The 25,132-nt window shown below is 62.1% G+C and carries 27 protein-coding genes and 1 pseudogene; 14 read left to right on the top strand and 14 right to left on the bottom strand.

The window, feature by feature from the left end; all coding sequences use genetic code 11:
* Positions 1–79: 79 nt before the first annotated feature.
* From C495_RS05025 to C495_RS04995, 5 genes are all read right to left on the bottom strand, one after another.
* Positions 80–1,279 carry a Cdc6/Cdc18 family protein gene (locus tag C495_RS05025; protein WP_008160611.1) on the bottom strand — a complete coding sequence of 400 codons (1,200 nt, stop codon included), beginning with the start codon at positions 1,277–1,279 and terminating at the stop codon, positions 80–82.
* A gap of 1,491 nt (positions 1,280–2,770) precedes the next feature.
* The gene (gene hisH / locus C495_RS05010) at positions 2,771–3,427 is read right to left on the bottom strand and encodes an imidazole glycerol phosphate synthase subunit HisH (protein ID WP_008160608.1); all 657 of its coding nucleotides are present in this window, start codon (positions 3,425–3,427) and stop codon (positions 2,771–2,773) included.
* A 231-nt stretch (positions 3,428–3,658) separates the two neighbouring features.
* Positions 3,659–4,267 (bottom strand): uracil-DNA glycosylase, encoded by a 609-nt coding sequence (locus tag C495_RS05005; protein ID WP_008160606.1) that lies wholly within the window; start codon positions 4,265–4,267, stop codon positions 3,659–3,661.
* 102 nt (positions 4,268–4,369) lie between these two features.
* Positions 4,370–4,936, bottom strand: a complete 567-nt coding sequence (locus C495_RS05000) for an endonuclease dU (protein ID WP_008160605.1) — start codon at positions 4,934–4,936, stop codon at positions 4,370–4,372.
* Positions 4,937–4,939: 3 nt separating this feature from the next.
* Positions 4,940–5,113 carry a DUF5786 family protein gene (locus C495_RS04995; RefSeq protein ID WP_008160603.1) on the bottom strand — a complete coding sequence of 58 codons (174 nt, stop codon included), beginning with the start codon at positions 5,111–5,113 and terminating at the stop codon, positions 4,940–4,942.
* Between the two features lie 170 nt (positions 5,114–5,283).
* On the opposite strand from C495_RS04995, the pseudogene C495_RS04990 reads away from it, so the two are divergent.
* Positions 5,284–5,930, top strand: a pseudogene (locus C495_RS04990) (MBL fold metallo-hydrolase).
* A gap of 97 nt (positions 5,931–6,027) precedes the next feature.
* Here the strand turns inward: C495_RS04990 and C495_RS17220 are convergent.
* Entirely contained in the window at positions 6,028–6,177 is a 150-nt protein-coding gene (locus tag C495_RS17220; protein ID WP_008160601.1) for a 50S ribosomal protein L40e, read from the bottom strand.
* Between the two features lie 123 nt (positions 6,178–6,300).
* Complete coding sequence (locus tag C495_RS04985) at positions 6,301–6,813, bottom strand: DUF367 family protein (RefSeq protein WP_008160599.1); 513 nt, start codon at positions 6,811–6,813, stop codon at positions 6,301–6,303.
* A 126-nt stretch (positions 6,814–6,939) separates the two neighbouring features.
* Here C495_RS04985 and C495_RS04980 point away from each other — a divergent pair, with 126 nt between their 5' ends.
* On the top strand, positions 6,940–7,299 hold the full coding sequence (locus C495_RS04980) for a nuclear transport factor 2 family protein (protein ID WP_008160598.1): 360 nt from the start codon (positions 6,940–6,942) through the stop codon (positions 7,297–7,299).
* A 130-nt stretch (positions 7,300–7,429) separates the two neighbouring features.
* On the opposite strand, the gene C495_RS18655 is transcribed toward C495_RS04980, so the two are convergent.
* Positions 7,430–7,606, bottom strand: coding sequence for a hypothetical protein (locus C495_RS18655; protein ID WP_449406468.1), 177 nt, complete (start codon positions 7,604–7,606; stop codon positions 7,430–7,432).
* Positions 7,607–8,115: 509 nt separating this feature from the next.
* Between C495_RS18655 and C495_RS04975 the strand changes: the two genes are divergently transcribed.
* From C495_RS04975 to C495_RS04950, 6 genes are all read left to right on the top strand, one after another.
* A complete protein-coding gene (locus C495_RS04975; protein ID WP_008160596.1) occupies positions 8,116–8,541 on the top strand; it encodes a DUF4212 domain-containing protein in 426 nt (141 codons plus the stop codon).
* Positions 8,538–10,193: a sodium:solute symporter family transporter gene (locus tag C495_RS04970; RefSeq protein WP_008160594.1), complete on the top strand. Its 1,656-nt coding sequence runs from the start codon at positions 8,538–8,540 to the stop codon at positions 10,191–10,193. Before C495_RS04975 ends, C495_RS04970 begins: the two co-directional genes overlap by 4 nt.
* 2 nt (positions 10,194–10,195) lie before the next feature.
* Entirely contained in the window at positions 10,196–10,654 is a 459-nt protein-coding gene (locus C495_RS04965; protein WP_008160592.1) for a universal stress protein, read from the top strand.
* 256 nt (positions 10,655–10,910) lie between these two features.
* On the top strand, positions 10,911–11,444 hold the full coding sequence (locus C495_RS04960; protein ID WP_049890146.1) for a DoxX family protein: 534 nt from the start codon (positions 10,911–10,913) through the stop codon (positions 11,442–11,444).
* A gap of 101 nt (positions 11,445–11,545) precedes the next feature.
* Positions 11,546–11,824 (top strand): hypothetical protein, encoded by a 279-nt coding sequence (locus C495_RS04955; RefSeq protein WP_008160587.1) that lies wholly within the window; start codon positions 11,546–11,548, stop codon positions 11,822–11,824.
* 30 nt (positions 11,825–11,854) lie between these two features.
* On the top strand, positions 11,855–13,384 hold the full coding sequence (locus C495_RS04950) for a stage II sporulation protein M (protein ID WP_008160585.1): 1,530 nt from the start codon (positions 11,855–11,857) through the stop codon (positions 13,382–13,384).
* A gap of 12 nt (positions 13,385–13,396) precedes the next feature.
* Here the strand turns inward: C495_RS04950 and C495_RS04945 are convergent, their stop codons facing one another.
* Both C495_RS04945 and C495_RS04940 read right to left on the bottom strand, forming a co-directional pair.
* A complete protein-coding gene (locus tag C495_RS04945; protein WP_008160583.1) occupies positions 13,397–13,918 on the bottom strand; it encodes a DUF4399 domain-containing protein in 522 nt (173 codons plus the stop codon).
* A gap of 161 nt (positions 13,919–14,079) precedes the next feature.
* Positions 14,080–15,459, bottom strand: coding sequence for an MFS transporter (locus tag C495_RS04940; protein ID WP_049890162.1), 1,380 nt, complete (start codon positions 15,457–15,459; stop codon positions 14,080–14,082).
* Between the two features lie 138 nt (positions 15,460–15,597).
* Between C495_RS04940 and C495_RS04935 the strand changes: the two genes are divergently transcribed.
* The 4 genes from C495_RS04935 to argS all read left to right on the top strand — a co-directional run bounded on the left by C495_RS04935 (position 15,598) and on the right by argS (position 20,149).
* The gene (locus C495_RS04935) at positions 15,598–16,557 is read left to right on the top strand and encodes a succinylglutamate desuccinylase/aspartoacylase family protein (RefSeq protein ID WP_008160580.1); all 960 of its coding nucleotides are present in this window, start codon (positions 15,598–15,600) and stop codon (positions 16,555–16,557) included.
* Between the two features lies 1 nt (position 16,558).
* Positions 16,559–17,713 (top strand): pyridoxal-phosphate dependent enzyme, encoded by a 1,155-nt coding sequence (locus tag C495_RS04930; protein WP_008160578.1) that lies wholly within the window; start codon positions 16,559–16,561, stop codon positions 17,711–17,713.
* A gap of 25 nt (positions 17,714–17,738) precedes the next feature.
* A complete protein-coding gene (locus tag C495_RS04925) occupies positions 17,739–18,275 on the top strand; it encodes an NUDIX hydrolase (protein ID WP_008160576.1) in 537 nt (178 codons plus the stop codon).
* A gap of 86 nt (positions 18,276–18,361) precedes the next feature.
* Positions 18,362–20,149, top strand: a complete 1,788-nt coding sequence (gene argS, locus C495_RS04920; RefSeq protein WP_008160574.1) for an arginine--tRNA ligase — start codon at positions 18,362–18,364, stop codon at positions 20,147–20,149.
* 86 nt (positions 20,150–20,235) lie between these two features.
* On the opposite strand, the gene C495_RS04915 is transcribed toward argS, so the two are convergent.
* A complete protein-coding gene (locus tag C495_RS04915; RefSeq protein WP_008160573.1) occupies positions 20,236–20,811 on the bottom strand; it encodes a hypothetical protein in 576 nt (191 codons plus the stop codon).
* Positions 20,812–20,992: 181 nt separating this feature from the next.
* Positions 20,993–21,862 (bottom strand): cell division ATPase MinD, encoded by an 870-nt coding sequence (minD, locus tag C495_RS04910; RefSeq protein ID WP_008160571.1) that lies wholly within the window; start codon positions 21,860–21,862, stop codon positions 20,993–20,995.
* A 231-nt stretch (positions 21,863–22,093) separates the two neighbouring features.
* Between minD and prf1 the strand changes: the two genes are divergently transcribed.
* Positions 22,094–23,353 (top strand): peptide chain release factor aRF-1, encoded by a 1,260-nt coding sequence (gene prf1 / locus C495_RS04905; RefSeq protein WP_008160569.1) that lies wholly within the window; start codon positions 22,094–22,096, stop codon positions 23,351–23,353.
* A gap of 114 nt (positions 23,354–23,467) precedes the next feature.
* On the opposite strand, the gene C495_RS04900 is transcribed toward prf1, so the two are convergent.
* Positions 23,468–23,713: a hypothetical protein gene (locus C495_RS04900; protein WP_008160567.1), complete on the bottom strand. Its 246-nt coding sequence runs from the start codon at positions 23,711–23,713 to the stop codon at positions 23,468–23,470.
* Between the two features lie 252 nt (positions 23,714–23,965).
* Here C495_RS04900 and C495_RS04895 point away from each other — a divergent pair, with 252 nt between their 5' ends.
* The gene (locus C495_RS04895; RefSeq protein ID WP_008160565.1) at positions 23,966–24,721 is read left to right on the top strand and encodes a hypothetical protein; all 756 of its coding nucleotides are present in this window, start codon (positions 23,966–23,968) and stop codon (positions 24,719–24,721) included.
* Positions 24,722–24,772: 51 nt separating this feature from the next.
* On the opposite strand, the gene C495_RS04890 is transcribed toward C495_RS04895, so the two are convergent.
* Positions 24,773–25,093, bottom strand: coding sequence for a DUF7577 domain-containing protein (locus C495_RS04890; RefSeq protein ID WP_008160563.1), 321 nt, complete (start codon positions 25,091–25,093; stop codon positions 24,773–24,775).
* Positions 25,094–25,132: the final 39 nt, after the last annotated feature.

The raw sequence follows: 25,132 nt of genomic DNA, 5'->3' as shown, positions 1-25,132 counted from the left end.
ATGGAAGAACGGAACGGCCTCGAAAGAGCGTGACTGATACTGTCGGACAGTATGAAGACAGCGACCGGGTACTGATCCGTCAGTCGGACTCGTTACAGGCCGCGATGATGACCTCCGGATCGTCGATCAGCCGGTTTTCCATGTAGTTGCCTTTCCCCTTGCCGGCCCACTTGCGCTCCTGTTCGATGATCGAGAGGAACTCGAGTTCCGAGAGGATATCCCGCACCCGTCGCAGTTTGAGGTGGTCCGACTGGTCGCGATCACAGAGCCGTTTGTAGAGGTCGTACGCCTCGTTGGTCTTGACCGGGACGTCGTCGCCCTCCTTTTGCTGGGTGAGCAGCGCCATCGCCTCGAGGACGAGTTTCGCGTGACTCGGGCTCTTGGAGATGAGTTCGGCGAGGCGGCTGGTCTCCTCGCGTTCGTGGGCCTGATCGACACAGGCCTCCGTGACGGACTCGAGGTCGTTCTCCTCGGCGATCTCACCGGCGAACCGCAGAATGTCGATCGCCTTGCGGGCGTCACCGTGTTCGCGCGCTGCGAGCGCGGCCACGCGCGGGACGACGCCGTCCTCGAGGACGCCTTCGTGAAACGCGTCGGACCGGGAACGTAAGATTTCACGGATCTGGTTCGCGTCGTACGGCGAGAAGACGTACTCACGTTCACAGAGGCTCGATTTGATCCGTTCGTCGAGTGAGTCTTTGTACCGAACCTTGTTCGAGATGCCGATAACGCCGACCGTGCTCTCGGTGAGCTTTCCGGATTCGACCGCACGCGAGAGTTGCATCAGGATGTCGTCGTCTTCGATCTTGTCGACCTCGTCTAAGATGATCAAGGCGACGTCGTAGCGGCTGTCGACGATGCGCCACAGTCGGCGGTAGTATTCGGACGTACTCAGCCCCGAGTGGGGGATCGAGATTCCCGTTTCGTCCTGCTCGTTGAGCTGGTGGCCGGTCGACTGGACGGCCTGTGTTTCCGTCGACTCCTGCAGACAGTCGACGTAGGCGACTCCGATCGACACCTCGTTGTTCTTTGCACGCTCGATCGCCTGATTCGTGATGAACTTCGAACACAGCGACTTGCCGGTTCCCGTCTTTCCGTAGACGAGGACGTTGTTCGGCGTGTTGCCTCGAGTCGCCGGCTTGATCGCGTTCGCGAGGTTCGTCAGTTCGTCTTCGCGACCGATGATCCGGTCGCCATCCGGGAGGTGTGAGACTTGCAGGAGCTCTTTGTTCTGGAAAATTTCATTTTCGCTCCCGAAGTAGTCCGTGGCGTCCGACATTCAGTTATCCGTGGTATCGGAGGGGGCACTCTTAAGCGTTCGGAACCTGACTGCCGCTGTATTAGTAGGGATTCAGTGTCGTGAGTCCCTCACGCACGAAAAATCACACCCCTTAGTGCCGCTGTATGAGGTGGATGGAACCCCATACTTCCGCTGTATAGACGACACCACACCCCGTGGTTCCGCTGTATAGCTGTGAGACCCCGGAGTGCCGCTGTATCGCGAGTTGTGAGTTCCCCGACACCGGGAAGAAACGACGGACCCGATGGTGCTCGAGGACGGCGGGATACCGTATTTCCGCTGTATGGATTCAAAAGGGTTTCTATAGCGATCGAACTGGACGTTTGACACCCCTCGGTGCCGCTGTATATGAACACACACACACCCCGCGGTGCCGCTGTATCGGTGTGGAGGGGGTGTCGAGTTGAAACGGGGGGACGTGCGGATTCGAAGATCGGTCGACGGGCCGACACAACAGTGTGGGAACTGGGACACAGCAGTGGGAACTGGGACACAGCAGTGGGAACTGGGACACAGCAGTGGGAACCAAGCTACGACAGCAAAATCCGAACTACGACAGCGACACCCGAGCTACTGAGACGAGCAAAACCGTCGAAACGCGATCGAGAACGCTGTGGGATGATCGAAGACCCCACAGAAACTAGTTCGACCAGAGACCAGTTCGACCAGTCTCGTCACCGAGCGATATCGACCACGACGCACACTCCGCTGGATCACTTCCGAACCGATCGCTGTTTTCTCGGTTCGAACGTTATCACACACTCGAGCGCTGTCACTCGAGTTCGGATGCTGTCGCTCGAGTTCGGATGCTGTCACTCGAGTTCAGATGCTGTCGCTCGAGTTCGGATGCTGTCACTCGAGTTCAGATGCTGTCGCTCGAGNTCGAGTTCGGATGCTGTCACTCGAGTTCAGATGCTGTCGCTCGAGTTCGGATGCTGTCACTCGAGTTCAGATGCTGTCGCTCGAGTTCGAACATCGCAATTCGATTCGAAAATCAGCGATTCACGCACGCATCGGATCAACTCGAGTCACGTCGGCGTTCACTACCGAGTGAACGAATTTGCGTTCACTACACTCAATGGACTTTGACACAGGGTCTATATTTAATTCTACTGTGTTTGAGTTATCGATTGGTCCATCTCGTTCCGACTCGAATCTGGAAGAAACCGATCTCTGACAGCGGTCTCGAGCACCCACACCACCTCTTAATCTATACAGCGGCACTCCGGGGTGTGTCTCTCCACTCATACTGTCAGACAGCACGGTTCGAAGATCGGTCGCGCTACTGCGGCCGTCATCCCCGAGGACGGCCGTGAATTCACGACCGACGTCTCACTGACGGCTGTCCGACAGTATTACCCACAGTGACCAAAACGGATAATCACTCAACGACGAAACGGCTGCGACTCGATAACACGGGCCGCTTTCAACTATGCTGTCCCGATCAGTCAACTGTGCTGTGTCGACCAGCTACGGCTCGGCACAGAGTTCGACGAAGTTTCGCAGGATCTGCAGTCCCGTCTCACCGCTTTTCTCGGGGTGGAACTGCGTTCCGAAGACGGTGCCATCGTCGTTGGCGATGATCGAGGGGAACTCGCGTTCGTAGTCGGTCGTCGCGACCGTCGCCTCCTTGTCGTCGGGGGTGGCGTAGTAGGAGTGGACGAAGTAGGCGTACTCTCCGTCGACACCCTCGATGAGCGGATGGTCGCGCTCAATCCCGAGTTCGTTCCAGCCCATGTGTGGGACTTTCTGTCCTTCGGCGAACCGGACGTTCGTGCCCGGAATCAGATCGAGCCCTTGGACGGCCGCGTCGCCGTCGGTTTCCCCTTCTTCGCTCGTCGTCAACAGCATCTGCATGCCGAGACAGATCCCGAACAAGGGGGTGCCGTCGGCTGCGACCTCGAGGAGGTCCGCTCGAAGCGGATCGGCGTTCTCGACACCCTCGCGGAACGCGCCGACGCCCGGCAGAACGACACCATCGGCGTCGGCGAACGCGTCCGGATCGTCAGTGATCTCGACGTCGGCACCCGCACGCTCTAAACCGCGGGTGACGCTGCGTAGGTTCCCCAGCCCGTAGTCGACGACGACGACGGACGCAACCGACTGTGAAGACGAAGCGTTGCTCATACCCGTACTCGTGGTGGCGTGTTGAAGTCAATTACCCTTCGTGCAACCGGGTAGTGGAGTCGACAACACGCGAGGACTCGGCGCTCGAACTGGTGGCCTCGTCGACGCTCGAAGCGATGGTCTCTCTGAACAGTGTGGGGCCCATCGAGAACCGAACGGAGCTATAGTAGCCACTGACCGTCACTGCACACCGCATCGCACGACTGCTGTGCGATGCGTGTGTCAATCGTTTCAGTTGTCACTATAGAACCCGTCGAGCCGTGTCTGCCCACTGTCGCTATCACCCACGTCCGCGAGTTCTGCTGCTCGCTCGAGGGCGTTCGCGAACGTCGCCTCCTGACTGCGGTCGTACAGCGTCGCCGCCGGGTGGACACAGAGCAACACGCGCCGTGGCGTCCCCCCGATACGGACCTCCTCGAGTGAGCCAGCTTCTTTCGTGATCGCCACGGAACGCTCGAGTAAGTGCTCGCTCGGCACTTTTCCGAGGGTAACGATCACGTCCGGATCGAGCAGGTCGATTTCGTGCTCGAGGTAGCCCCGGCAGTGCTCGAGTTCGTCGCTCGTCGGATCGCGGTTTTCCGGCGGTCGACAGCGTACGCAGTTGGTGATTCTGACATCCGCACGCGCGAGGCCAACGTCACGAAGGCCGTCGTCGAGGACGGTGCCGCTGCGACCGACGAACGGTTCGCCCTTTTTGTCTTCCTGTGCACCCGGCCCTTCGCCGATAAACAGCACGTCGGCGTCCTCGGGCCCGGTTCCGTTGACGATCCGGCTCCGGGAATCGACGAGCGCCGGACACCGCGTACACTCGCTGACACAGAGCCCATTCATCTCTTCCATACTGGTGGCACAGACGGACACGCCCTACGTCTTTCGGGTCGTTGCTGTTTGGCACCTCGATGCAGTGGAGAAATTACTCCACAGCCCCGATCCAGTCGCCACTCATTCCAGTGAGTGGACGTACGCGTCGCCGGCTCGAGCGGCCTGCCGAGCCACCCGAATCGGCTCCGGACGACCGCCTTCGGGGGTGAATTCACGGACGATCTCGGCTGCCTCGGCGGCTCCGCAGCCGACGTGTCTGATGTAGATGGTCTCGTCGTTGACTGTCAGCGCCCGACGGGCGGGCAGCGCGCGATAGCGCTCGAGGCGAGCCTCGAGGGCGGGGCCGGAAAACGTCTCTTGAAGGGCGGTCTCGAGGCCGTCGCTCGTCTCGAACGTGACGGCGACCACCGGCCGCTCGGCGATCTCGTGGATGCGATCGACATCGAGTAGATTGTACCACGCGGGGGCGACGGCACCGACCAGCACGTACTGGACGTCGGGTCGGCCGAGTTCGCCGACGAGTTCGGTGACGGCGTCGGTCGCATCGGTGCCGCCGACGGTACACGGACGATACGCGAGGCCGTCGAGGACACGGTCGGCACGGACGACGCTACCGGCGAGTGTGCTTCGATCCTCACTGCGCCCGAACGACTCGGCGATCCCCAGCGCCCGCGCCCCGGGCTTCATCGATCAGCCGTCGTCTTTGATCTCCTGGAGGCGATCGAGTAATTCGTCGCTGGAGGCACCGTTCTCGAACTCGATCTCTCCATGATGGTCGTTTTCACTGGATTGTACCGCGTCGTCATCATCAAAATCGGCGTCGACTTCCTGCTGTTCGGATTCGTCGTAGCTCCCGAATCCCATACAGGACTATCTTCGTGCTTGGAACTAAAAAATCCCATGTGTCACCAAGTCACAATATTCCTCGAGACGTCGTGCGTCTCTGCCGTATGGCCGCACAACGTACGTGACCGCTACTATAGAGGTGCCTGTCAGGCGGCACCGTTTTGGACCCGGCCCTCGAGCCGTCGTGTATGGACATCCATCACGTCACCGACTCTGCGGAGACGTTCACCTGTAACGCGTTTCTGGCGGTCGGCGAGGAGACGACACTGGTCGATGCCGGCGCTGTCTCTTATACACATCTCTGATGGCGCGAGNCGTTATGACACATCAACACGGCGACCACGTCGCCCAGCTCGAGGCAGTCTGCGAGGCGTTCGATCCCGACGTTTACGCCTACGCCGAGCATCCGCTGCGAACCCACGCGATCGACGATGGCGACACCGTCACGATCGGCGACGAGACGTTCGAGGTCGTTTACACGCCGGGTCATGCCGACGACCACGTTTCGTTCGTCTCCGAGACGTCGCTGTTTTCGGGCGACGTGGTCGTCCACGACGACGGCGCGTTCGACTACGGCAGCTTCGGCCGTACCGATATGGCCGGCCAGTCCCGCGAGCGACTCATCGAGAGCATCGAGGACCTCCTCGAGCGACTTCCCGATGGCGGTCGCGCGAGCGACGCGAGTGCGGCCTCGGGCGACGAGCGAAGTGAGTCTGCCGGCGTCGATCACATGTACGCAGGCCACGGTGGCGTCTTCCACGGCGACGTTCGGGACGTCGTTGCGACGGCACTCGAGCGGGCAGAAAAGCGAGAGCCGAAATATACCGACGAGTAGCGTACACCCACTTGTTGACGAAACGCCGGCCGAACGGTACACTCGCTGTCCGGCTATTGGGTTGTAGAAAGTCGAGAAAACGGACGCAGACGGTCGGTTATGCGGCTCGTGCTTCCTTCGCCTTGGGGCGAAGCTTCTTGTAGCCGCATTTCCGGCAGCGGTTTGCGTCCTTGGCGTTGCGAGCATTACAGCGCATGCAGATCATTTTCTCGAGCGTCCGTTTCTCGGCTTCTTCGAAACTGGCCATATCGGTCCGTTAGCCCGTGGTGCATATAATCGCTGTGGTCTCGGGACCGAGCGGTGACGCAGACGAAATTGCAGGCAGTGGTCGCTGCTGTCGTGCTCACTGCCTTTTGGCAGCGTCATTAGCCTACTGCTGTTCGTCCTCGGCAGCCAAGTAGTCATCCTGGACCGCGACGATCTCACTCGAGTCCGCACACTCGCTGTAGCGGCGCAGTGGCTCCTCATTGAGTGTCAGAAACGTCTCGCCCCAGCGGAACGGCTCGAGCAGGGTTTCGGCCGCCTCGTACTCGTCGAAGATACAGCAGGCGGCGGCGAGCGCCTCGACGGTCGTCAGCTGAAACGGACGGCCGTAGTTGACGGGGTTGGCGGCGACGAGAAATGGCAGCGCCCGGTGGACGCCGTTCATCCGGAACGCGGCCGCTTCGGCAGACTCCCACGAACAGTCCAAGGCGACGAGCGTTCCGAGCCCGTCCTCGGCGTCGGCCGGCGACAGCGCCTGCTCGGCGTGTGGGTTGAGGACGACGCCGTAGGGGACTTGCTCCATCCGCCGATGGAGGATCGCCTTGTCGAACTTCTCGAGGCGACGCGCGGTGCATTTCTTCGGGTCGTCGTCGCCTTCGTAGTAGACGTGACACTCCACGAGCGGCCGTACGGACGGCCGAGAGAAAAGCGGTCCGAAACGGCCGCGACCACCCATGACACGACCCGACCACGTCGTGGCTGATGGGAGTCGGGTGCTTTTGTCGACGGCGACGAAGACGTTGGTATGGATACCGAGCCGAATACGGCTACTGACGCGGACGGTGATGGGGCTGCTCTCGTCCGACGGTACTACGCTGCACTCGACGACCACGAGTACGACGTCCTCGAGGAACTGCTCGCCCCTGAGTTCACGCAGGGTCGTCCTGACCGGGTGTTCGAGAGCCGCGCGGAGTTCGTCCGGTTCATGCGCGAACAGCGCCCCAACCCGGACACCAGCCACCGACTTGAGGCGGTCGTCGCCGGCGAAAACAGCGTTGCCGTCCGTGGTCGGGTACTCGACGGTGACACGGCGCTGTTCGGTTTTGCGGACTTTTTCGACCTCGAGGACGGAGAGATAGTCGGCCTCGAGACGTATTCCCGCTGATACTGTCGGATAGCCGTCAGTGAGACGTATCGACCGCGACGGACGGTCCCAGCGCAGCGCTCTCGTGGGGTGGGGGGACCGGGGAGTGGCTACACCATCCCCGTTTCTGAGGAGACGGTCGAAACGTGCGTCACCGGCAGAAGTGGACCCAGTACGTGTGCCCGTTCGAACATGTCACTTTCGTCTGTTCGCCGAACGCGGCAACGGAGTGGCTGAACCGTAACTCCACGTCCCCAGTTGGAATCGAAATACTCGTCGGGGTTCCACAGTCAGGACAGTCGACCTCTCGTATCGCCGTTATTTGCATTCGTGACCACCGTGTCATAATATGGCATGGAAGTATATAACAAATTCTTCGGGGAATCGAACGTGTCTTCATGCTATCATACCAACTGAGACGGTTTACGGTCCCGACCTCCCGCTGCGCACCGGCCCCGCCGCCCGTGATCGACGGTCAGTGATGACAACAGTCCAGACGAACCGAGTAGGGTAGGGTAGTTCACTATACCGTATTCATATGCGAGACACTGCGTGGTTTGGTACATAATGTCTTTCCACGGACATAGTATACCGTGGATAATAGTATGCTGTTAGTTATCAACACCCTTGTCCCTGCTAGCGGTTTGGCGACAATTGTTGCAGTCATGTCGGGGTTTATCTATCATTATATTTCTATACTGACCTGCATGAGTACCATTCGTGGCAACACATCTCACGAAGTGAAATATCGTATACAATTATTAGGGTCTTTGTGCGGACTGATCGGCTCGCGGTCAGCCGCCACGGAACGGGGGATTTCGGGTGAGCTTCCAACCAATGACTGATGCTGAATCCACGGAGACGGAATCGACGGATCGCCGCCTCGAGACCGATGGTGGTCACGACAACGTCGACTATCTCGACGAGAAGATCCACATGTTCAGGCCCGCGACGCCGTTCATGCAAGATCACCTGAAGGTGATCTGGGGGCTGTTTGCCGTCTGGGTGCTGTTTACGTTCGGACCCGTGACTGCGACGTGGGTCGCGACGGATTTCATGACGAGTACGCAAGTGCTTGGCTTCCAGTTGCACTACTTCCTGACTGCGATCGGCTCGCCGCTTGGCGCGCTCGTCCTGTGTGCAGCGTACGCCTGGCAGCGTGACCGACTCGATGCACAGTACGGCGTCGACCACGAGGCCGAGGCTGAAGCCGAGGCCGAAGCCGGCAAGGCTGTCGCCGCAGACGGTGGTGAACAGGCGTGATCGAGTCAGTCGCACTCGAGTCCGCAACCGGCCTCTTCGACGGCGGGTTCAAACTCATTCCGGCGCTGACGCTCGCGGCGATGCTCGCGCTGTTTTTGGGCGTCGGCTGGTTCTTCCGTGTTGCGTCGGTTGACGACATGTGGGTCGCTGGTCGTTCGATCGGGAGCATCGAAAACGGGATGGCGATCGCCGCAAACTGGATGAGCGTCGCCGCCTATCTCGGTGTTGCTTCGACCGTTGCCTTCCTTGGCTACTTCGGATTAGCGTACGTCGTCGGCTGGACGACGGGCTATTTCATCTTGCTGATCTTCCTGGCCGCGCAGTTCCGCCGGTTCGGGAAGTACACGGCCCCCGACTTCGTCGGTGACCGGTATTACTCCGATCTCGGACGGGCGATCGCGGCAACGACGACGCTGCTGATCGCGTTCGTCTACATCATTGCTCAGGGGAACGGCCTTGGGCTGATGGCCCAGTACATCTTCGGCGTCTCGTATGAGGTCGGCGTCATCTTGCTGATGACGATCACGATCGGCTACGTCGCGCTGTCAGGCATGCTGGGTGCGACGAAGAACATGACCTTTCAGTACATCATCCTTATCAGCGCGTTCCTGCTCGGTCTGTACGCGACCGGCTGGACGCAGGGATGGTCGACGGTGCTTCCATTCGTCGAGTACGGTGCCCAGTCGACGGAGATCGCGACGGAGATCGACCGGCAGTTCACCGAGCCGTTCGCGGATGCGGGTTACTACCACTGGATCGCCCTCTGTGTCAGCCTGATTGCCGGTACGTGTGGCCTCCCACACGTCCTCGTGCGGTTCTACACTGCTGACAACGAGCGCAACGCCCGCTGGGGAACCGTCTGGGGACTGGTCTTCACCCTCCTGTTGTTCCTTGGCACGACCGCCTACGCCGCCTACGGGACTCTGCTCTATCAGGAGAACGTCGGCGAGTACACCGAGATGACCGGTACGGAGGCCGACACGCTCGTCGTGCTCACGGCCCATCTCGCCGAACTTCCGGACTGGCTCGTTGGCATCGTCGCTGCGGGTGCAGTCGCGGCCGGGCTGGCGACGACTGCGGGACTGTTCATCTCCGCGTCCTCGGCCGCCGCCCACGACATCTATACGAACCTCTACAAGGAAGACGCAAGCCAGCGCGAACAGATGATCGTCGGTCGCCTGACGATTCTCGGACTCGGCGCAGTCGTCACGTATCTGGCGCTCAACCCGCCGGCGCTCATCGCCGAGGTCGTCGGGATGTCCTTCGCACTCGCCGGCACCGTCCTCTTCCCGGTGTTCTTCCTCGGTCTCTGGTGGGAAGACGCCACGCGTGAGGGTGCCATCGCTGGCATGTTTGTCGGGCTGTTCTTCGGCTTCGGCTCGATCGTCAACGAGGTCCTGCCGCAGTACGTCGGCGCGATCTCCGGTGACGCGATCGTCCCAGCGTTCGCGACGGTCGTCCCCGCGACGTCCTCGTCGCTCGTCGGTGTTCCAGCGGTCATGCTCACGATCATCGTCGTCTCGCTGTTTACCGAGGACCCGCCGGAGGACGTCAAGCGCCTCGTCCGACAGTGTCACAGCCCCAAGCCGATGCAGAAGATGGATTCGGCAGAAGACGTCGCCACTGACGGCGGCACTCCAGCAGACGACTAACGATGTACGATACCATACTCATCCCGACTGACGGAAGCGACGTTGCCGAAAACGCCATCGATCACGCGATCGATCTCGCCGAACAGTACGACGCAACGCTCCACGCGCTGTACGTCGTCGACACTGATGCGATCGATATCAGTCTCGGCACCGAACAGGTCCAGCGCATCAAAGAGGGCAAGTTCGGCGAGATGCCCGAACTGAAAGCGCGTGCCACGGCAGCGACCGACGTCGTCGTCGAGCGAGCAGGAGACGACCTCGAGGTCGTTCAGTCGATCGAAGCCGGCCGTCCTCACGCAGTGATCAGTGAGTACGCCGACGACAACGACGTCGATCTCATCGTGATGGGGTCGGCAGGACGTGGCGGCGTCCGCCGTGCAATCCTTGGGAGCGTCGCCGAACGCACGCTCAGAACCACACGCATCCCGGTGTTGGTCGTCGACGTTCGCGAAGACGACTGACGGGATGACCGATCGACGAACCCGCTCACTGGGTTCGTCTCCCACCGTGGTACTGATACTGTCGGACAGCACGATGTGAAGATCGGCCGCGACTTCGCGACCGACGTCTCACTGATTGCTGTCCGACAGTATGACTCCAGCATGACTCTCCCCTTGATATAGAGGGTTTTCGCTGCCCTATTTCCTACGAGATAAGAAATATAATTCGGATTCAAGTAAACAAGTTCCCTACTGTTATCTGTAGAGGTGACTCACGATGACAACAACTGCGAACAACCGATTGGAAAGTCGCCTCGGAGGCGTTACTCTCGAGGGGAAGCCCCACCATCTGAGCGCGTGGGCGATCGTTGGCCTGCGACTGCTGATGGGGTGGGTAATGCTGTCCGCGGGATGGGGTAAAGTAACGGGTGAGTTCAGCGCCTACGGCTATCTCGCGAACGTCGATCCGGCGAGTCCGGCAAGTGGGCTCTTCGGGATGATGGCCGAAAGCGCTGCGCTGATGACTACCGTGGACGTGATCGTTCCGGCAACGCAACTGCTCATCGGTCTCGCGCTGATCGCTGGCGTCTTCGTCCGACTGGCCGCACTCGGGGCAGCCACCCAGATGGTGCTGTTCTACTTCGGCAGCTGGGACGTCGCGGGCGGGCTGGTCAACGACCAACTCGTCTACGCCGCGATCTTCCTGACGCTGGGCGCGCTGGCTGCCGGGCGCATCCTCGGTGTGGACCGCTACATCGAGACGCACCCGATCGTCGAACGCGTCCCACAGCTCCGATACCTGCTCGGCTGAACGCCCTTTTTCTCCTCCCTCGAAATTTGCTTTAAATTACACCTCGAGCGAAGCCGATGTCACAATACCTACGTCCCCCCATCCGAAACGCGAGTGCAACGATGTCATCGATTCGCTCCATCCTGCGTGGACTTCTCGCCAGCGTCATCGGTATCCTCGTTATCGGCTTGCTGGCGACGATCGTCTTCGCTGTCGCTATTTTCGTCGTCTCGACTGGGGCCGGCCTCGCCGGCTACGATCCCAGTGCCGATTTCGTCGTCCTCTCGGCGGCGCTGGTCGTCGTCGCTGTCATCCTCACTGGCGGGTTCACGCCGCGGCTGTCCGGTGGGCGCGGTGACGACGAAACGGACGAGACGTTCGACGATCGAACATTCAACTGATTTTAACTGGTTTCCGACCGAAGTCGAGCTATGTCCCTCTCAGATGCCGTCACTGCTGCCGTCGCCGTGCTCCGTCGCCGGCCGGCTGACATCCTGCCGTGGTACCTCATCGGCGCGTCCGTCCCCGCGGTCGCCCGTGTGATCCCGTTTCTCGCGTTCACCGTGGGATTCGTCTATCTCGAGGTCACTGGACGACTCACAACAGCACAGGAGGCGATGACTGGACTCGAGACCGAGCCACCGGACCCGGACGCCGACCCCGAGGTGTTCGAGGAGTGGGCAACCGGGTTCGAACCCGTTCTCGAACCGTTGCTCACGCCGGGACTCGTTTTGCTCGTCGTCGTGACGATCATGGCGACGCTGCTCGTGGGCGTGGTCCTCTATGCAGCCGCTACTGCCGGCCAGCTGACGGCCTGTGCTGCGCGGCTTCGTGACGAGCGTGGGCTGACCGCCGGGCTCGCGGGTGCCCGGCGCTACTGGCTGCGGTTTCTCGGGTTGTACGTTCTGGAGATCGTGCTGTGGGTCGCCGTGTTCCTGACGGTCGGGATCGGCGTTGCACTCGTCGCTGCGCTCGTCGCGGTCGCCACCGGCTCGATGCTCGTCGCCGGCCTCGTGGCACTGTTTGCTGGACTCGTCCTCGTTGCTGCGCTCGCTGCCGTTCGGGCGCTGTTCGCGTTCGCGCCGGTGTCGGTCGTCGTCGACGACGCGACCGTCGTCGGATCGCTGTCGAACACCGTTTCGTTCGTCCGTGCTCGACCAGTCAGCGCCGGCTTCTACTATCTCGTCGCCGTCGGCACGATTCTGACGTTCTCGGTCCTCTCGGGCGTGCTCACGCTTGTCGATGTCACTGCCTTCCCCTCGCTGGTCACCGTCTTGCTCGTCTTTCCTGCCCTCGATCTGTTGAAGACAGGGCTCTACAGTGGCTCCCGGGGCCGCCTCTCCCCACCGGCCATGCCTGAACGATCGCTCCGCGACCAGTTCAGTGACGGCGTTCGACGTGGCTGGGCCGAGATGGCGGCGTTCGTCCGGGGCACACTCGGCACGCACGCGGCTGTCGTCGCGCTCGCCGTCATCAGCTTTTGGATCGGTTGGGAGGCCGCCGAACCACTCGTCGATTCGTTCGAGACGTCGATCTCGGCCCGCCTCGAGGGACATATCGCCCCGGCTGCGGCCCTCGAGTTCTTCGGCAACAACTGGCTGGTCGCGCTCACGACGGCACTCTCCGGGCTCGTGCTCGCGATTCCAGCGCTCGTCTCGCTGGTGTTCAACGGGCTGTTCATGGGCGTCTACGCACGCACGGAGGTAGCCCCGATGGAACTGCTCGCCTTCGTCGTCCCCCACGGGATCTTCGAGATTCCGGCGATCTTCATCGCCACGGCACTCGGCGTCCACCTCGGACTCGTCGGCTGGCGGACGATGCGAGGGCGAGCGACTCGAGCGGCGTTGGCCGATACCCTCGAGCGAGCGTTCTGGGTGCTCATCGGCGTCGGCGTCCTGCTGGCGATTGCGGCGGTGATCGAGGGCTTCGTGAGCCCGTACTACTTCCGGCTGTTCCTCTGACCGGCGTCCGGCTCACTCCTCGACGGTAATCGAGATCTCGTCGGGCTCGCCGAACGCACGATGGGGCCCGTCGGCCAGCTGGAGACACAGATCGTACTCGCCGGGCTCGAGTTCGATCTCTCCCTCGGACTGACCGTCGCCCCAGTGGTAGAAGCCGTCTTCTTCGGCCTCGTCGCTCGGACCGGGGAAGGTCTCGCCTTCCTCGAGACAGTCCTGGTCGACCAGCACGTGCAGGTGTCCCTCGCCCTCGACGGCCTCGCCAGCCGGCGCGAGTTCGATGCCCTCAGCCTCGCCTTCGATCTCGACCGGCGAGTCGACGGTGTCGCCGTCTTCTGGTGTCACGAACATTGCGGCCGCGTCGTCGGGTTGGTCCTCAACCGTGACCTGCTCGTCGTCTTCCTCGCCGTTTTCGACGTCGTCGTTGGTGCCGTCTTCCGGGTCGTCCTCCCCGAGACAGCCGCTGACGCTGATAGCACCCAGCACGGCGAGCGACCCGAACGTCCGCCGTGTGTAGGTCGGTTTTTCAATGCCCATAGCTAACACATATCGTTATTGTGCATCAGGCTTGTGAACGTTCAGCCGGGTATGGACAGCCTGTCATAATGGGTCTCTCACTCGAGTGAGTAACAGGTGATTGCGATCCCGTCGAAGCGGGATTACTCCGACGAACCGTCGCTATCGACGGCGCAGACGGCTCAGGCGTACGCCTCGAACTCCGCTCCGAACAGCAGGAAGTAGACGGTTCCGATAGCGCCGATCACTGTTGCAACCGTGAACGCGAGCGTCGGCGAGCCAGCAAGGAGCACCTCACCGGTCAGCGGGTTCGACACCCCTGCCCAGAGCAGCCCGCCGAGGGCGGCACTCGGAATGACGAGCAGGTTCCGAAGGAGGTAGTAACTGCCCGTGACACGGCCGCCAGCACCCTGCTCGGCCGGGCCGACGATCAGCGCCTTGTGGGCGGGTAAGCCGGCGAATCGCAGTCCGGAGACGGCAAAGAGCGCGGCGAGAACGGTCGCGCTCTCGGGTGCGCTAATGAGCAAGACTGGAAAGATCGCGTAGATGGCGAAGCCGACCGCGACGACGGGCTTTAATCCGACGCGCTCGGCGGCCTTCGCGGCCGGAATCATCACCAGCAAGGCGACGAGCATCTCGAGGCCGAGCAACACACCAAAGTACGACTGCGGGCTCAACTCGAGCGTACCGAGTGCGGGCACCGGAAGCGAGAGCCCGACCTCGAGAAATCGAGTGACGACGATGACGAAGAAGACGTAGACCATCCCGTTTCCGAACCGCACGAGCGTGTCGGCGATCAGCAACGGGCGGAGTTCCGTTGGCATGGCTCGCAGGTCCGCGATGAGCTGTGACCCTCCATCGAACGCTTTGCCGAGGCTGTCGGCGTCGGCTTCGTAGAGACTGTGCTGGACGATGGTGCCGAGGATACCGAAGACGATGGCGACGACCAAAATAAGCTGGAAGGCGACCACGACATCGCTATCGCTCGAGCCGAACGGAAAGAACAGTACGGCGGCGAGCAGCGGCCCGACGAGAAAGGCCGTTCGCCGAAACGTCTCGGTGCTTGCAAAGCCGGCAGCGAGCTGGGATGGTGATACGGACTGTTTGACGATCGCGAAACTCGCTCCGAGTCCGAACGATTTCCAGGCCTGTGCAAACACCAACCCGACGAAGACGGCGACGATCGCGAGCGACGTCGGCCCAACAGTGATGGCTGCAAGCGCGGGCGCGGCGAGCCAGATACCAAAGCCGAGCGTCGAACACAGCCCGAACGCGGTCAGCGCGTACCGTGAGCCGATCCGATCGGAAATCGCGCCGCCGGGATAGGGATAGACGGCGCTGATCACGTTGCCGACGGTCCCGAACAGGCCGATGACGACCGCCGTCGCGCCCAGTGCGGTCATATACTCGGCCATATACCGGCTTGTCATCTGGAAGCCGAGACTGAACGCGAACATCGCAATCGAGAGCACGAGCACGTCGCGCTCGAGGGCGAAAAACTGCCGAAACGAATCAAACGGGTCGACTTCTTCGCTGTCCGCCGTCTCCTGCTCGAGGCTCACATCGGTCTCGTTCTGGCTGTATCCGCTTTGCTGTTCCCCTCTGACAACAGTCGTCTGTCGGTAGACTGCGACACTCGAACTGCTCGTCGGCTGGTGAACACCGAACCAATAAAGACCAACGGCTTCGTCGTCAGGCACATGACGACGACGCTCGGAACGGCGAGCGCGAGGCCCGGAGAAATCGACACGGGCCGTCTCGAGGTCGGCGAAACCCGGGACGGACACCCGTTCGGTCTGCCCGTTGCCGTGATAAACGGCGAACGGTCGGGGAAGACCCTCTACATGCAGGCAGCGAGCGACGGCGACGAACTCAACGGCGTTGGTGTCATCCAACGTGTCGTCCCACGACTCGACCCTGCCGAGATCGCCGGCACGATCCTGATTGTCGGGATCGTCAACTACCACGCCTTTCAGGTCGCCGAACACCGCAACCCGGTCGACGATACGAAGATGAACCGGGCCTATCCCGGCAACGAGAACGGCACCTCGAGCGAACGGATCGCGGCCGCGACGTTCGAGGCCGCGACGCGGGCGGATCTGATCCTCGATCTCCATCAGGGCTCGACCAGCCGCATGATCAACGAGGTACGGGTTCGCTGTGGCACCCGCCACCGGCTCCACGACGAGTGTCTCGAGCTCGCGAAGGCCTTCGGCTGTGGCTACGTCTTGGATCAGAAAGGGCCTGACGGCCAGCTTGCCCGTGCAGCACCGAACGAGGGTATCCCGACCGTCGACCCCGAACTCGGCGGCTGTGTCGGCTGGGACGAAACGAGCATTCGAAAGGGTGTCGAGGGTGTGTTCAACGTGCTCACCCACTACGGCTTCCTCGATGGCGATGTCTCGCTCGAGCCCCAGACCCGCGCCCACGGGTTCGAGCAGTTCGGTGCGCCAAACGGCGGCCTCGTTCGCTTCAAACAAGAACTGGGTGCGCGTGTCCGAAGCGGTGACACGCTGTTCGAGGTGACGACCCCCTTTGGCGAATCGAAAGCCGAGGTGACGGCCGACAGCAACGGAATCTTCTGGCGAAGTCGCCGACTGCCACAGGTCGCAACGGGCGAGTACGTCTGCTCGGTCGCGACCGATATCAATACGTACTAACATGCCCGCTGCCCTCCACTGTCCGGCCTGTGACCGTGTCTACGACCCCGGACCCGACGAGCCATGGCGCTGTGGCTGTGGCCACGCCCTCGAGTTCGAAGCCCGGCCACGCCCACAGGGTGAGCCGCTGCCACTCCACCAACTCGACACCAGCGACGGCCTCTGGACGTTCTTCGAGTTCCTGCCGATCGAGAACCACGTCACGTTCCACGAGGGGTTTACGCCGCTCGTTGACGCCCCCGAATGGGACGCACAGTTCAAACTCGAGTACGTCTTTCCGACGGGCTCGTTCAAAGACCGCGGCGCGACGACGACGCTCTCTCGAGCCGTTTCCCTCGGCGTCGAGAAAGTCATCGAAGACTCCTCGGGCAACGCCGGCGCGGCGATCGCGACGTACGCGGCTCGTGCCGGCCTCGAGGCGGATATCTACGTGCCGGCGGACGTGACGCAGTCGAAGCTGATGGCTATCCAGCGGACCGGCGCGCGGCCGGTTCGGATCGACGGCGACCGACAGGCCGTCACGGCGGCGTGTCTCGAGGCCGTCGAGGGCGAAGCCCCTCAGATTCCGGATGCCGAGCGTGGAGCGGCCCCACGACAGACGGGGGCGGGCTGGTACGCCAGTCACGCCTGGAACCCGGCCTTCTATGCGGGGACGATGACGTTCGCGTTCGAAATCGCCGCCCAGCAGGGCTGGACCGTGCCGGATGCCCTCGTGCTCCCGATCGGTCACGGCACGCTCTTTCTCGGTGCCTACCGTGGCTTTTCGCTGCTCAACGAAGCCGGCATCGTCGACGGCATGCCGCGACTACTCGGTGCCCAGTCGGCGGGGAACGCCCCCATCGTCGACGAACTCGGCGGCCGGACGGTCGCCGAAGACGACGCCGACACCGACATCGCCGACGGCATCCAGATCGCCGAACCGGCCCGTAAAGCCGAGATCCTCGAGGCGATCGCTGAAACCGACGGCGACGCCATCGCGGTCGGTCCGGACCCGACCGAGAGCGCGCTCGATCGACTCCACCGCGGCGGCTTCTACGTCGAGCCGACCTGTGCGGTCGCCCCCGCCGCACTCGAGGCGTATCGCGACGCTGGCATGCTCGACGACGACGACACTGTTGTCGTCCCATTGACCGGAAGCGGACTGAAAACCCTATGAACGCCGAGCGCTGACGGTGTGGTAGATGGTCAGCCGTCCAGCCGACTACTGCCCTCGCTGTGGAACCTCCCTCGAGTCGACGACGGTCGATGGTCGCGAACGCGAACGCTGTCCTGCCTGCGAGAACGTGATCTGGCACAACCCAGTCCCCTGTGCGAGCGTCGCGGTCGTCGATCGGTCGCGACCGGAACCCGCAGTGCTCTGTATCGAACGGGCCGTTCCGCCGGGTGTCGGCGAGTGGACGCTCCCCGGCGGCCACATGGAGGTCGGTGAGGAGCCTGCGGTCGCCGCCGCCCGCGAACTCGAGGAGGAAACCGGCGTCTCGATCGCTGCCGACGCCCTCGAGATCCTCGACGCGACGGCGATGCCGCCACGAAACGGCAAGCACGTGACGACGATCCACTACGTCGCCGACTGGACTGACGCAAGCGGCGAGCCGTTGGCTGGCAGCGACGCGAACACGGCCCGCTTTTGGTCGCCAGCGGCCTTCGACGCCTCCGGGGAGACATTTCGCCCGATTCACGAGCAGTGGTTTCGGGCTGCAGTCACGTATTTCGGGTAACTGCCGATCCGACTGTTGACCGACTCGACGATCGACGAGCGGTGAAACCCGACATTCCTTTAGTTGCCCCCTGAATACGAGCGGGTATGTTCCTCTCCCTACGCGCGGAGGTCGAGGCCGCCCTCGAGGGGGCGCTCTCGGAACTCGAGTTCCCGACGGACGACCTCGGGATCGAAGAACCGCCCGAAGACGTACCGAGCGTGCTCGCCTCGAGCGTCGCCTTCCGACTCGCTGGCGAGGCCGGAGCCCCACCGCCACAGGTCGCAGGCCAGCTCGCAAACGAAATCGACGCCGACGACCTGACCTACGTCTCCGAAGTGCAGACACAGGGGCCGTATCTCAACTTCCTGCCGAGTGATGCCTACTTCGCCGCCACCCTCGAGACGGCGACCGAGGAAACCTACGGCGCACTTGAGGACCGTGAGGAGTCCGTCGTCGTCGAACACACGAGCGCGAACCCGACCGGCCCGGTTCACGTCGGCCGCGCGCGAAACCCCATCATCGGTGATGCGGTGGCGAACCTGCTCGATATGGCCGGCTACGACGTCGACCGACACTACTACGTCAACGATGCTGGCCGGCAGATGGCCGTCTTCACCTGGGCGTACGAAACGTTCGACGAGGACGACCTCGAGGACGAGCCCGAACGCGACCGCATCGAGTACGACCTCGTCCGGTACTACCGCAAGGGCAACGCCTACCTCGAGAACGCGTCCGAGAGCGAGGTCGAGGCGGCCGAAGCCGAGATCGAGTCGATCATGCAGGGGCTCGAGGCCGGCGACGAGGAGGCCTACGAGCGCGTCAGCGAGGTCGTCGATCAGGTGCTCTCGGGAATGAAAGCCTGTCTCGGCCGACTGCCCGCGGAGTTCGACGAGTTCGTCAAGGAGACGCGCTTTATGCGCAACGGCGACACCGACGACCTCGTCGCCCGACTCAAAGAGCTCGATGAGGCCGTCTACGAGGAAGACGCGTGGCAGCTCGAACTCGATAACCACGGTATCGACAAGAACCTCGTCTTCCTGCGCTCGGACGACACCTCGCTGTACGCCACCCGCGACCTGGCCCACCACGAGTGGAAGTTCAACACCTACGATCGCGCAGTGACGGTGCTCGGCGAGGACCACAAGCTGCAGGCCAAACAGCTTCGCACCACACTCGAGTTACTCGACAACGACACCGACGGGCTCCAGCAGGTGCTGTACTCCTACGTCAACCTGCCCGAAGGGAAGATGTCGACTCGTCGGGGCACCGGCGTCGATCTGGACGACCTGTTAGACGAAGCGATCGACCGCGCCCGCGAGGAAGTCGAGGACCGACTCGAGGACCGCCTTCGTGACGACGACCTCGGTACGGACGACATCGAGCGCATCGCCCATCAGGTCGGCATCGGCGCGGTCCGCTACGACATCGTCTCGAAACAGCCGACGAAAGCGATCACCTTCGAGTGGGAGCGGGCGCTCGATTTCGAGGCCCAGTCTGCGCCGTACGTCCAGTACGTCCACGCGCGCTGTTGTGGTATCCTCGAGGAAGCCGGCCTCGATCCCGAGGTCGACCTCGCGACACAAGACATCGAACTCGAGGCACTCGAGGCCGACCTGCTCGAGACCGAGGCCGAACGGGACCTCCTCGAGACGATCGCCCGCTTCCCGGCGGTCGTCGACGAGGCGGCCGACGACCTCGAACCACACCAGATCGCGACCTTCACGCGCGAGTTCGCCGACCGCTTCAACGGCTTCTACCGGGAGTGTCCGGTGCTCGCCGACGACGTCGACGCCGATGTTCGGGCGGCCCGACTCGCGCTCGTGGCCGCGTCGAAACACACGGTCGCGAACGCGCTGTCGATCCTCGGCGTGGAGCCGCCACGGTCGATGTAAATAAGGGACGCTCGTCGATTACCCGCCGCCGGGTAGTTTTGATAAAAAGTCGATACTGTCGGTCTGCTCACCGCGTTCGGTTGGCGCTACATTTCTGCCGTTTTGAGTTTCGATTCAATCTCGGCTTTCGATAGCTTGCCCTCGTGGTAGTCGACGAGCCATGCAACGTCGATCGAGTATGCGGCTATCGTCTCGCCGCTGTGGGTGATAAACAGCTCGATGGTCTCGATGCTGTCAGCGAACACCTCGTGGTCGACGAGCCCGTAGTCGAGATCGTCGGCGAGCGTTTCGAAGTCCGCGTACAGTTTCTCCTTCTCAGCCGTCTCGCTGTCGACGGTGATGACGAGCGTGTCGTCCTTGCGTTTGAGGGCCGAAATCGACACGTAGTCGCCGTTGAGCTCGAGTTTGTCTGTATCGTATCCGGGAACGTCGTCGTGTTTTTTGTCGTCTTTCCCTTTCTCGTCGGTTTTCTCCTTCTCGTCGGCTTTCTCCTTCTCGTCTGTCTCGCCGTTGTCACCAGTGTCACCGTTGTCACCGTTCGTCGATGATTCGGAGCCGTCGGTGTTTGATCCGCTCTCGTCGCTTGTTTCCTCGCTGGAACAACCGGCCAAGAGGGTCGCGAGCGCGGCACCACTGCCGAGGAGTACGTTTCGTCGCTCCATGTTCGTGCCGTCGCCATCGTCGGTGATTAGTAATGAGTCTGTTACTCTCTCACAACTCAGAGTGTTCGCTTCGGCTAGGCCTCGTCGCTCGAGTGTGCATCCTCGCCACAGACGAACCCGCTGGAGGGCGGTTTTACGTCGAACTCGATGACAGTATGGATCGCATTACGGTCAGCGATTCCTATTCGGTGCTGGATTCGGCTTCGGTGATCGCACTCGAGACGTCGTCGTGTGCGGCCTCCCGTTCGTCGTGTTCGTCGTCGGCGTCGGACCCGCCACCGGCCTGTCCGGCAGCGACGCTCAGTTCGGTGCCCGTCTCGTCCGTGGCGGTCTCGGGAACGTCGATCCCGGCGAGATCGGCTGCGAGCTGTCGGTAGGCGACGGCTGCGGGCCCGTCGGGCTCGTAGACGATCAGTGGTGTGCCGGCGTAGACGCTCTCGCGAGCCGCTGAATCTTCCGGGATCGTTGCCAACAGGTCCGTCTCGAGGCGCGTGGCGATCTCGTCGTGGGAGATGTCGCTGTCGGGCAGCGTGCGAGTTACGACGAGTCCGGTGACTGCCCCCCCAGCACGCTCGGTCAACTCGAGGGTTTTCTTCGAGTCGTGGACGGCTGCTGGTTCGGGTGTCGAGACGAGGATGACCGAATCGGCCAGCCCGAGCGGAAGGACAGTTTCGTGATTGACGCCGGCACCGACGTCGAGAAAGACGTAATCGAACCGGTCTCGAAGCTCCGCAACGACTTCGCGGAGCCCTTCCGGGGAGGTGTCGGCGTACTCGTCGAGGCTCGTGCCGCTTGGCACGGCGACGATGTTTTCTGTAATACTGTAGATCGCGTCGTCGATCGATGCGTCTCCGGACAATACGTCGTGCAGCGTCATCGAGTCGGGTGTCAGGCTGACGAACCCGGCGAGGTTCGCCATTCCGAGGTCGGTGTCGACGATAGCGACGCGCTTGCCGGCCTCTGCCAGCGCCGTGCCGAGGTTGACCGTCGTCGTCGTCTTTCCGACGCCCCCTTTCCCGCTCGCGATAGCATAGACCGTCTCGTGAGACATACTGGTGTACTGTCCGGACAGTGGCACGGGAACACCTTAAATCGTCACCTCAACTCCCGCCCCATGGAAGCTCGCCGACACGTCGGCGTTGGCGGCGAAACGGCGCGCTGTTCGGTGTTCTCGAGGCAGCCGCTGGCGTCTACAACTGCCGTCGCCCACATGGGATGTGGTCGTGACACGTCGGAAGGTGTGTCAAAGGATTCTTACCCACAGCACCGTTTTGTACGGACAATGAGCCAGGAGGGCGATCAGGAGCAATCCGACCGGAAAAAATACGAGTTCCGGAAGGTCATCGAGGATCTCAAAGATTTCGATGGCTCTGGAACACAGCTCGTGACGATCTACGTTCCCGAGGACAGACAGATCAGTGACGTGGTTCAGCACGTCACCCAAGAACACAGCGAGGCGGCCAACATCAAGTCCAAACAGACTCGAACGGCCGTCCAGGACGCACTGACGAGCATCAAAGACCGGCTTCGCTACTACGACGTCTATCCGCCGGAAAACGGAATGGTTCTGTTTTCGGGGGCTGTCGACTCCGGCGGTGGCCGCACCGACATGGTCACCAAAGTCTTAGAGAGCCCACCACAACCCGTCGAATCCTTCCGCTATCACTGCGACTCGGATTTCCTCACGGAACCGCTCGAGCACATGCTGGCCGATCAGGGGCTGTACGGCCTGATCGTTCTCGATCGCCGTGAGGCAAACGTCGGCTGGCTGAAAGGCAAACGCATCGAACCCGTCAAATCCGCCTCCTCGCTCGTTCCCGGCAAACAGCGAAAAGGTGGCCAGTCCGCCCAGCGTTTCGCCCGCCTGCGACTCGAGGCCATCGACAACTTCTATCAGGAGGTCGCGGGGATGGCAAACGACCTGTTCGTCGCCAAACGCCACGAACTCGACGGTATCCTCGTCGGCGGTCCCTCGCCCACCAAAGACGAGTTCCTCGACGGCGACTACCTCCACCACGAGATTCAAGACAACGTCATCGGGAAGTTCGACGTCGCCTACACCGACGAGTCCGGTCTGAAGGACTTAGTCGACAACGCCGAAGATGCGCTGGCCGACGCCGAGGTGATGAAGGACAAAAAGGAGATGGAGGAGTTCTTCAAGGAACTCAACGCCGGCGACCTCGCAACCTACGGGTTCGAGCAGACCCGACGCAATCTCGTGATGGGCGCGGTCGACCGACTCCTGATCAGTGAGGACCTCCGGAAAGACGTTGTGGTCTACGACTGTTCGGAGTGTGGGAATACGGATTACGAGGTGCTCGACCGGCGCAAGTCGACGCCCGATCACACCTGCAACGACTGTGGTGCCGAGGTCGAAGTGACCGACGACGACCGTGAAGACGCGATCGACCACCTCATCGAGATTGCCGAACAGCGCGGCACCGAGACCAAGTTTATCTCGACGGACTTCGAGAAGGGCGAACAGCTCTACAACGCCTTCGGCGGCTTCGCCGGCATCCTGCGCTACAGCACCGGCGTCTAGATACGAACCTGATTGCGACACCCGCTCTGGTCTTCAGACGGATTGCTGTCCCGATGTCACGTCGATCGCCAGCACCGGTCGGCGATCGGCGGTCAGCGACGACAGTAACCCGTCTCACAGCGTGCCCCGAAGATACACTGCATCGTCGGTGACTTTCTCGATACTTCCCTCGTCGAGCGGGTGCGCCTCGTCGCTTCGTGTTGCCCACCCGAGTTTCGCTTTGATCGTCTCGAGCAGTGTCGGGTTCGGTTCGACGTAGCCGCGGCCGTCACGGACGTCGACGAGTCGACCGATTTCGGTGCCGTCGGTGTTCAGTACGAGTTTCCCTTCGTCGGCTGTGGTGAGCGCATCCTCGGTCATTAGTAGTGAACTCGCCGTCTGCTTCCCGGCCGAATCCGGTCAGCGTCGGGGCCCGAATCAAGTGTTCGCAACAAGGCTGCGCGAGCAATAAACTGCGGAAATCGTTTCCATCAACTGCGGGACTGTTCCATCTCGAGGAGCCGAGCCCTGTTGTGTAGGCGCTGCTTACGCCCGCCGTCAGTCGGTCCAATCCGGTTGTACTCGAGCACAACAGAAGGGTTATGCTGGTAGTCACGTATTACCACTCGATCAATGGCCGAATCCCCGCCATTTGCCGCGTCGTTCGACGATCCGCGGATCACCCCGCAGTTCGTCCGTCGCGTAACTGGACCGACAGGCGAGTATCTCCTTCTCGGCGTCGTTCACGACCATCCGGCAAGCGTCGCCCGTGTCGAACGCGTTCTCGAGTCGGTCGATCCCGATCTCCTCGCACTCGAACTGCCGGCGGCAGCCCTCCCGCTGTATCGTGCGTACGCTCGCGAGGCCACGGCCGAGACGCCGCCGCGGTTCGGCGGCGAGATGAGCGCCGCGATCAACGCCGCACCCGAGGCCACGACTGTCGGCATCGATGCCCCGAACTGGTCGTTCGTCCGGCGACTCGTGATGCGGCTGCTCGCCGACCGCGTCTCGACAACGACGGCCCGACGCGTCATCTCGAGTCTCAGTGGCGCGACTCGAGAGGCGCTGACGTGTCGGCTCGCCGCGACGCTGACCCATGCGACGTCGATGACCGTCGCCTGTGACGACCCGATCGAGTACGACTGCACACACGACGAGTCGCCAGCCGAACAGGCCGCCCACGAACGCGCCCACGTCACCAGTGTGCAGGCGCTGCTTGGCAGCCTCGAGACGACCGACAGTGCCCTTGCGTACCGTGACGAAACCCGCGAGCAGTGCATGCTCGAGCGACTCGAGGAACTCCGGGCGACGACTGACGGGGCCGTGGTCGCCGTCGTCGGTGTCGACCACCTCGAAACGCTTGCGACTGCGCTGTCCGCTCGAGAGTGACAGTCCCGGATCGGACGTAACTCCAGTAACCCGTCTCAGCCACTGCGCGATTCACTGCCGGAGCGACGAGATACAGTTCCAGCAGTAGGTAAACGTCTGATCGGCCTCGTTTCGGACGCCACAGTGTGGACAGCGCATCGTTTCCCCATCGAACTCGAGGTCGTTGTCGTCCGTCTCGTCGTCGGGATCGACGTCGTCGGCCGACCCCGGATAGCGGTCGGAGCCGGCCGACGTGCGTGGGCTCGTATGGTTCGGTTCGACGAACGACGGCGACCCCACGTCGTCGTCGCCGCGGGCGTAGAAAACGTACAGTAGCAGGTGCAAGAGAGCGAACAGTAGTACGTAGCCGACGAGCCAGCCCCAGAGCTCCATCACCGTGACATACGCTCTCAAGACACTTGGCTATTACCC

The sequence above is a fragment of the Natronorubrum sulfidifaciens JCM 14089 genome, assembly GCF_000337735.1.
Lineage (GTDB): Archaea > Halobacteriota > Halobacteria > Halobacteriales > Natrialbaceae > Natronorubrum > Natronorubrum sulfidifaciens.
This window is presented reverse-complemented; position numbering and strand designations above follow the sequence as displayed.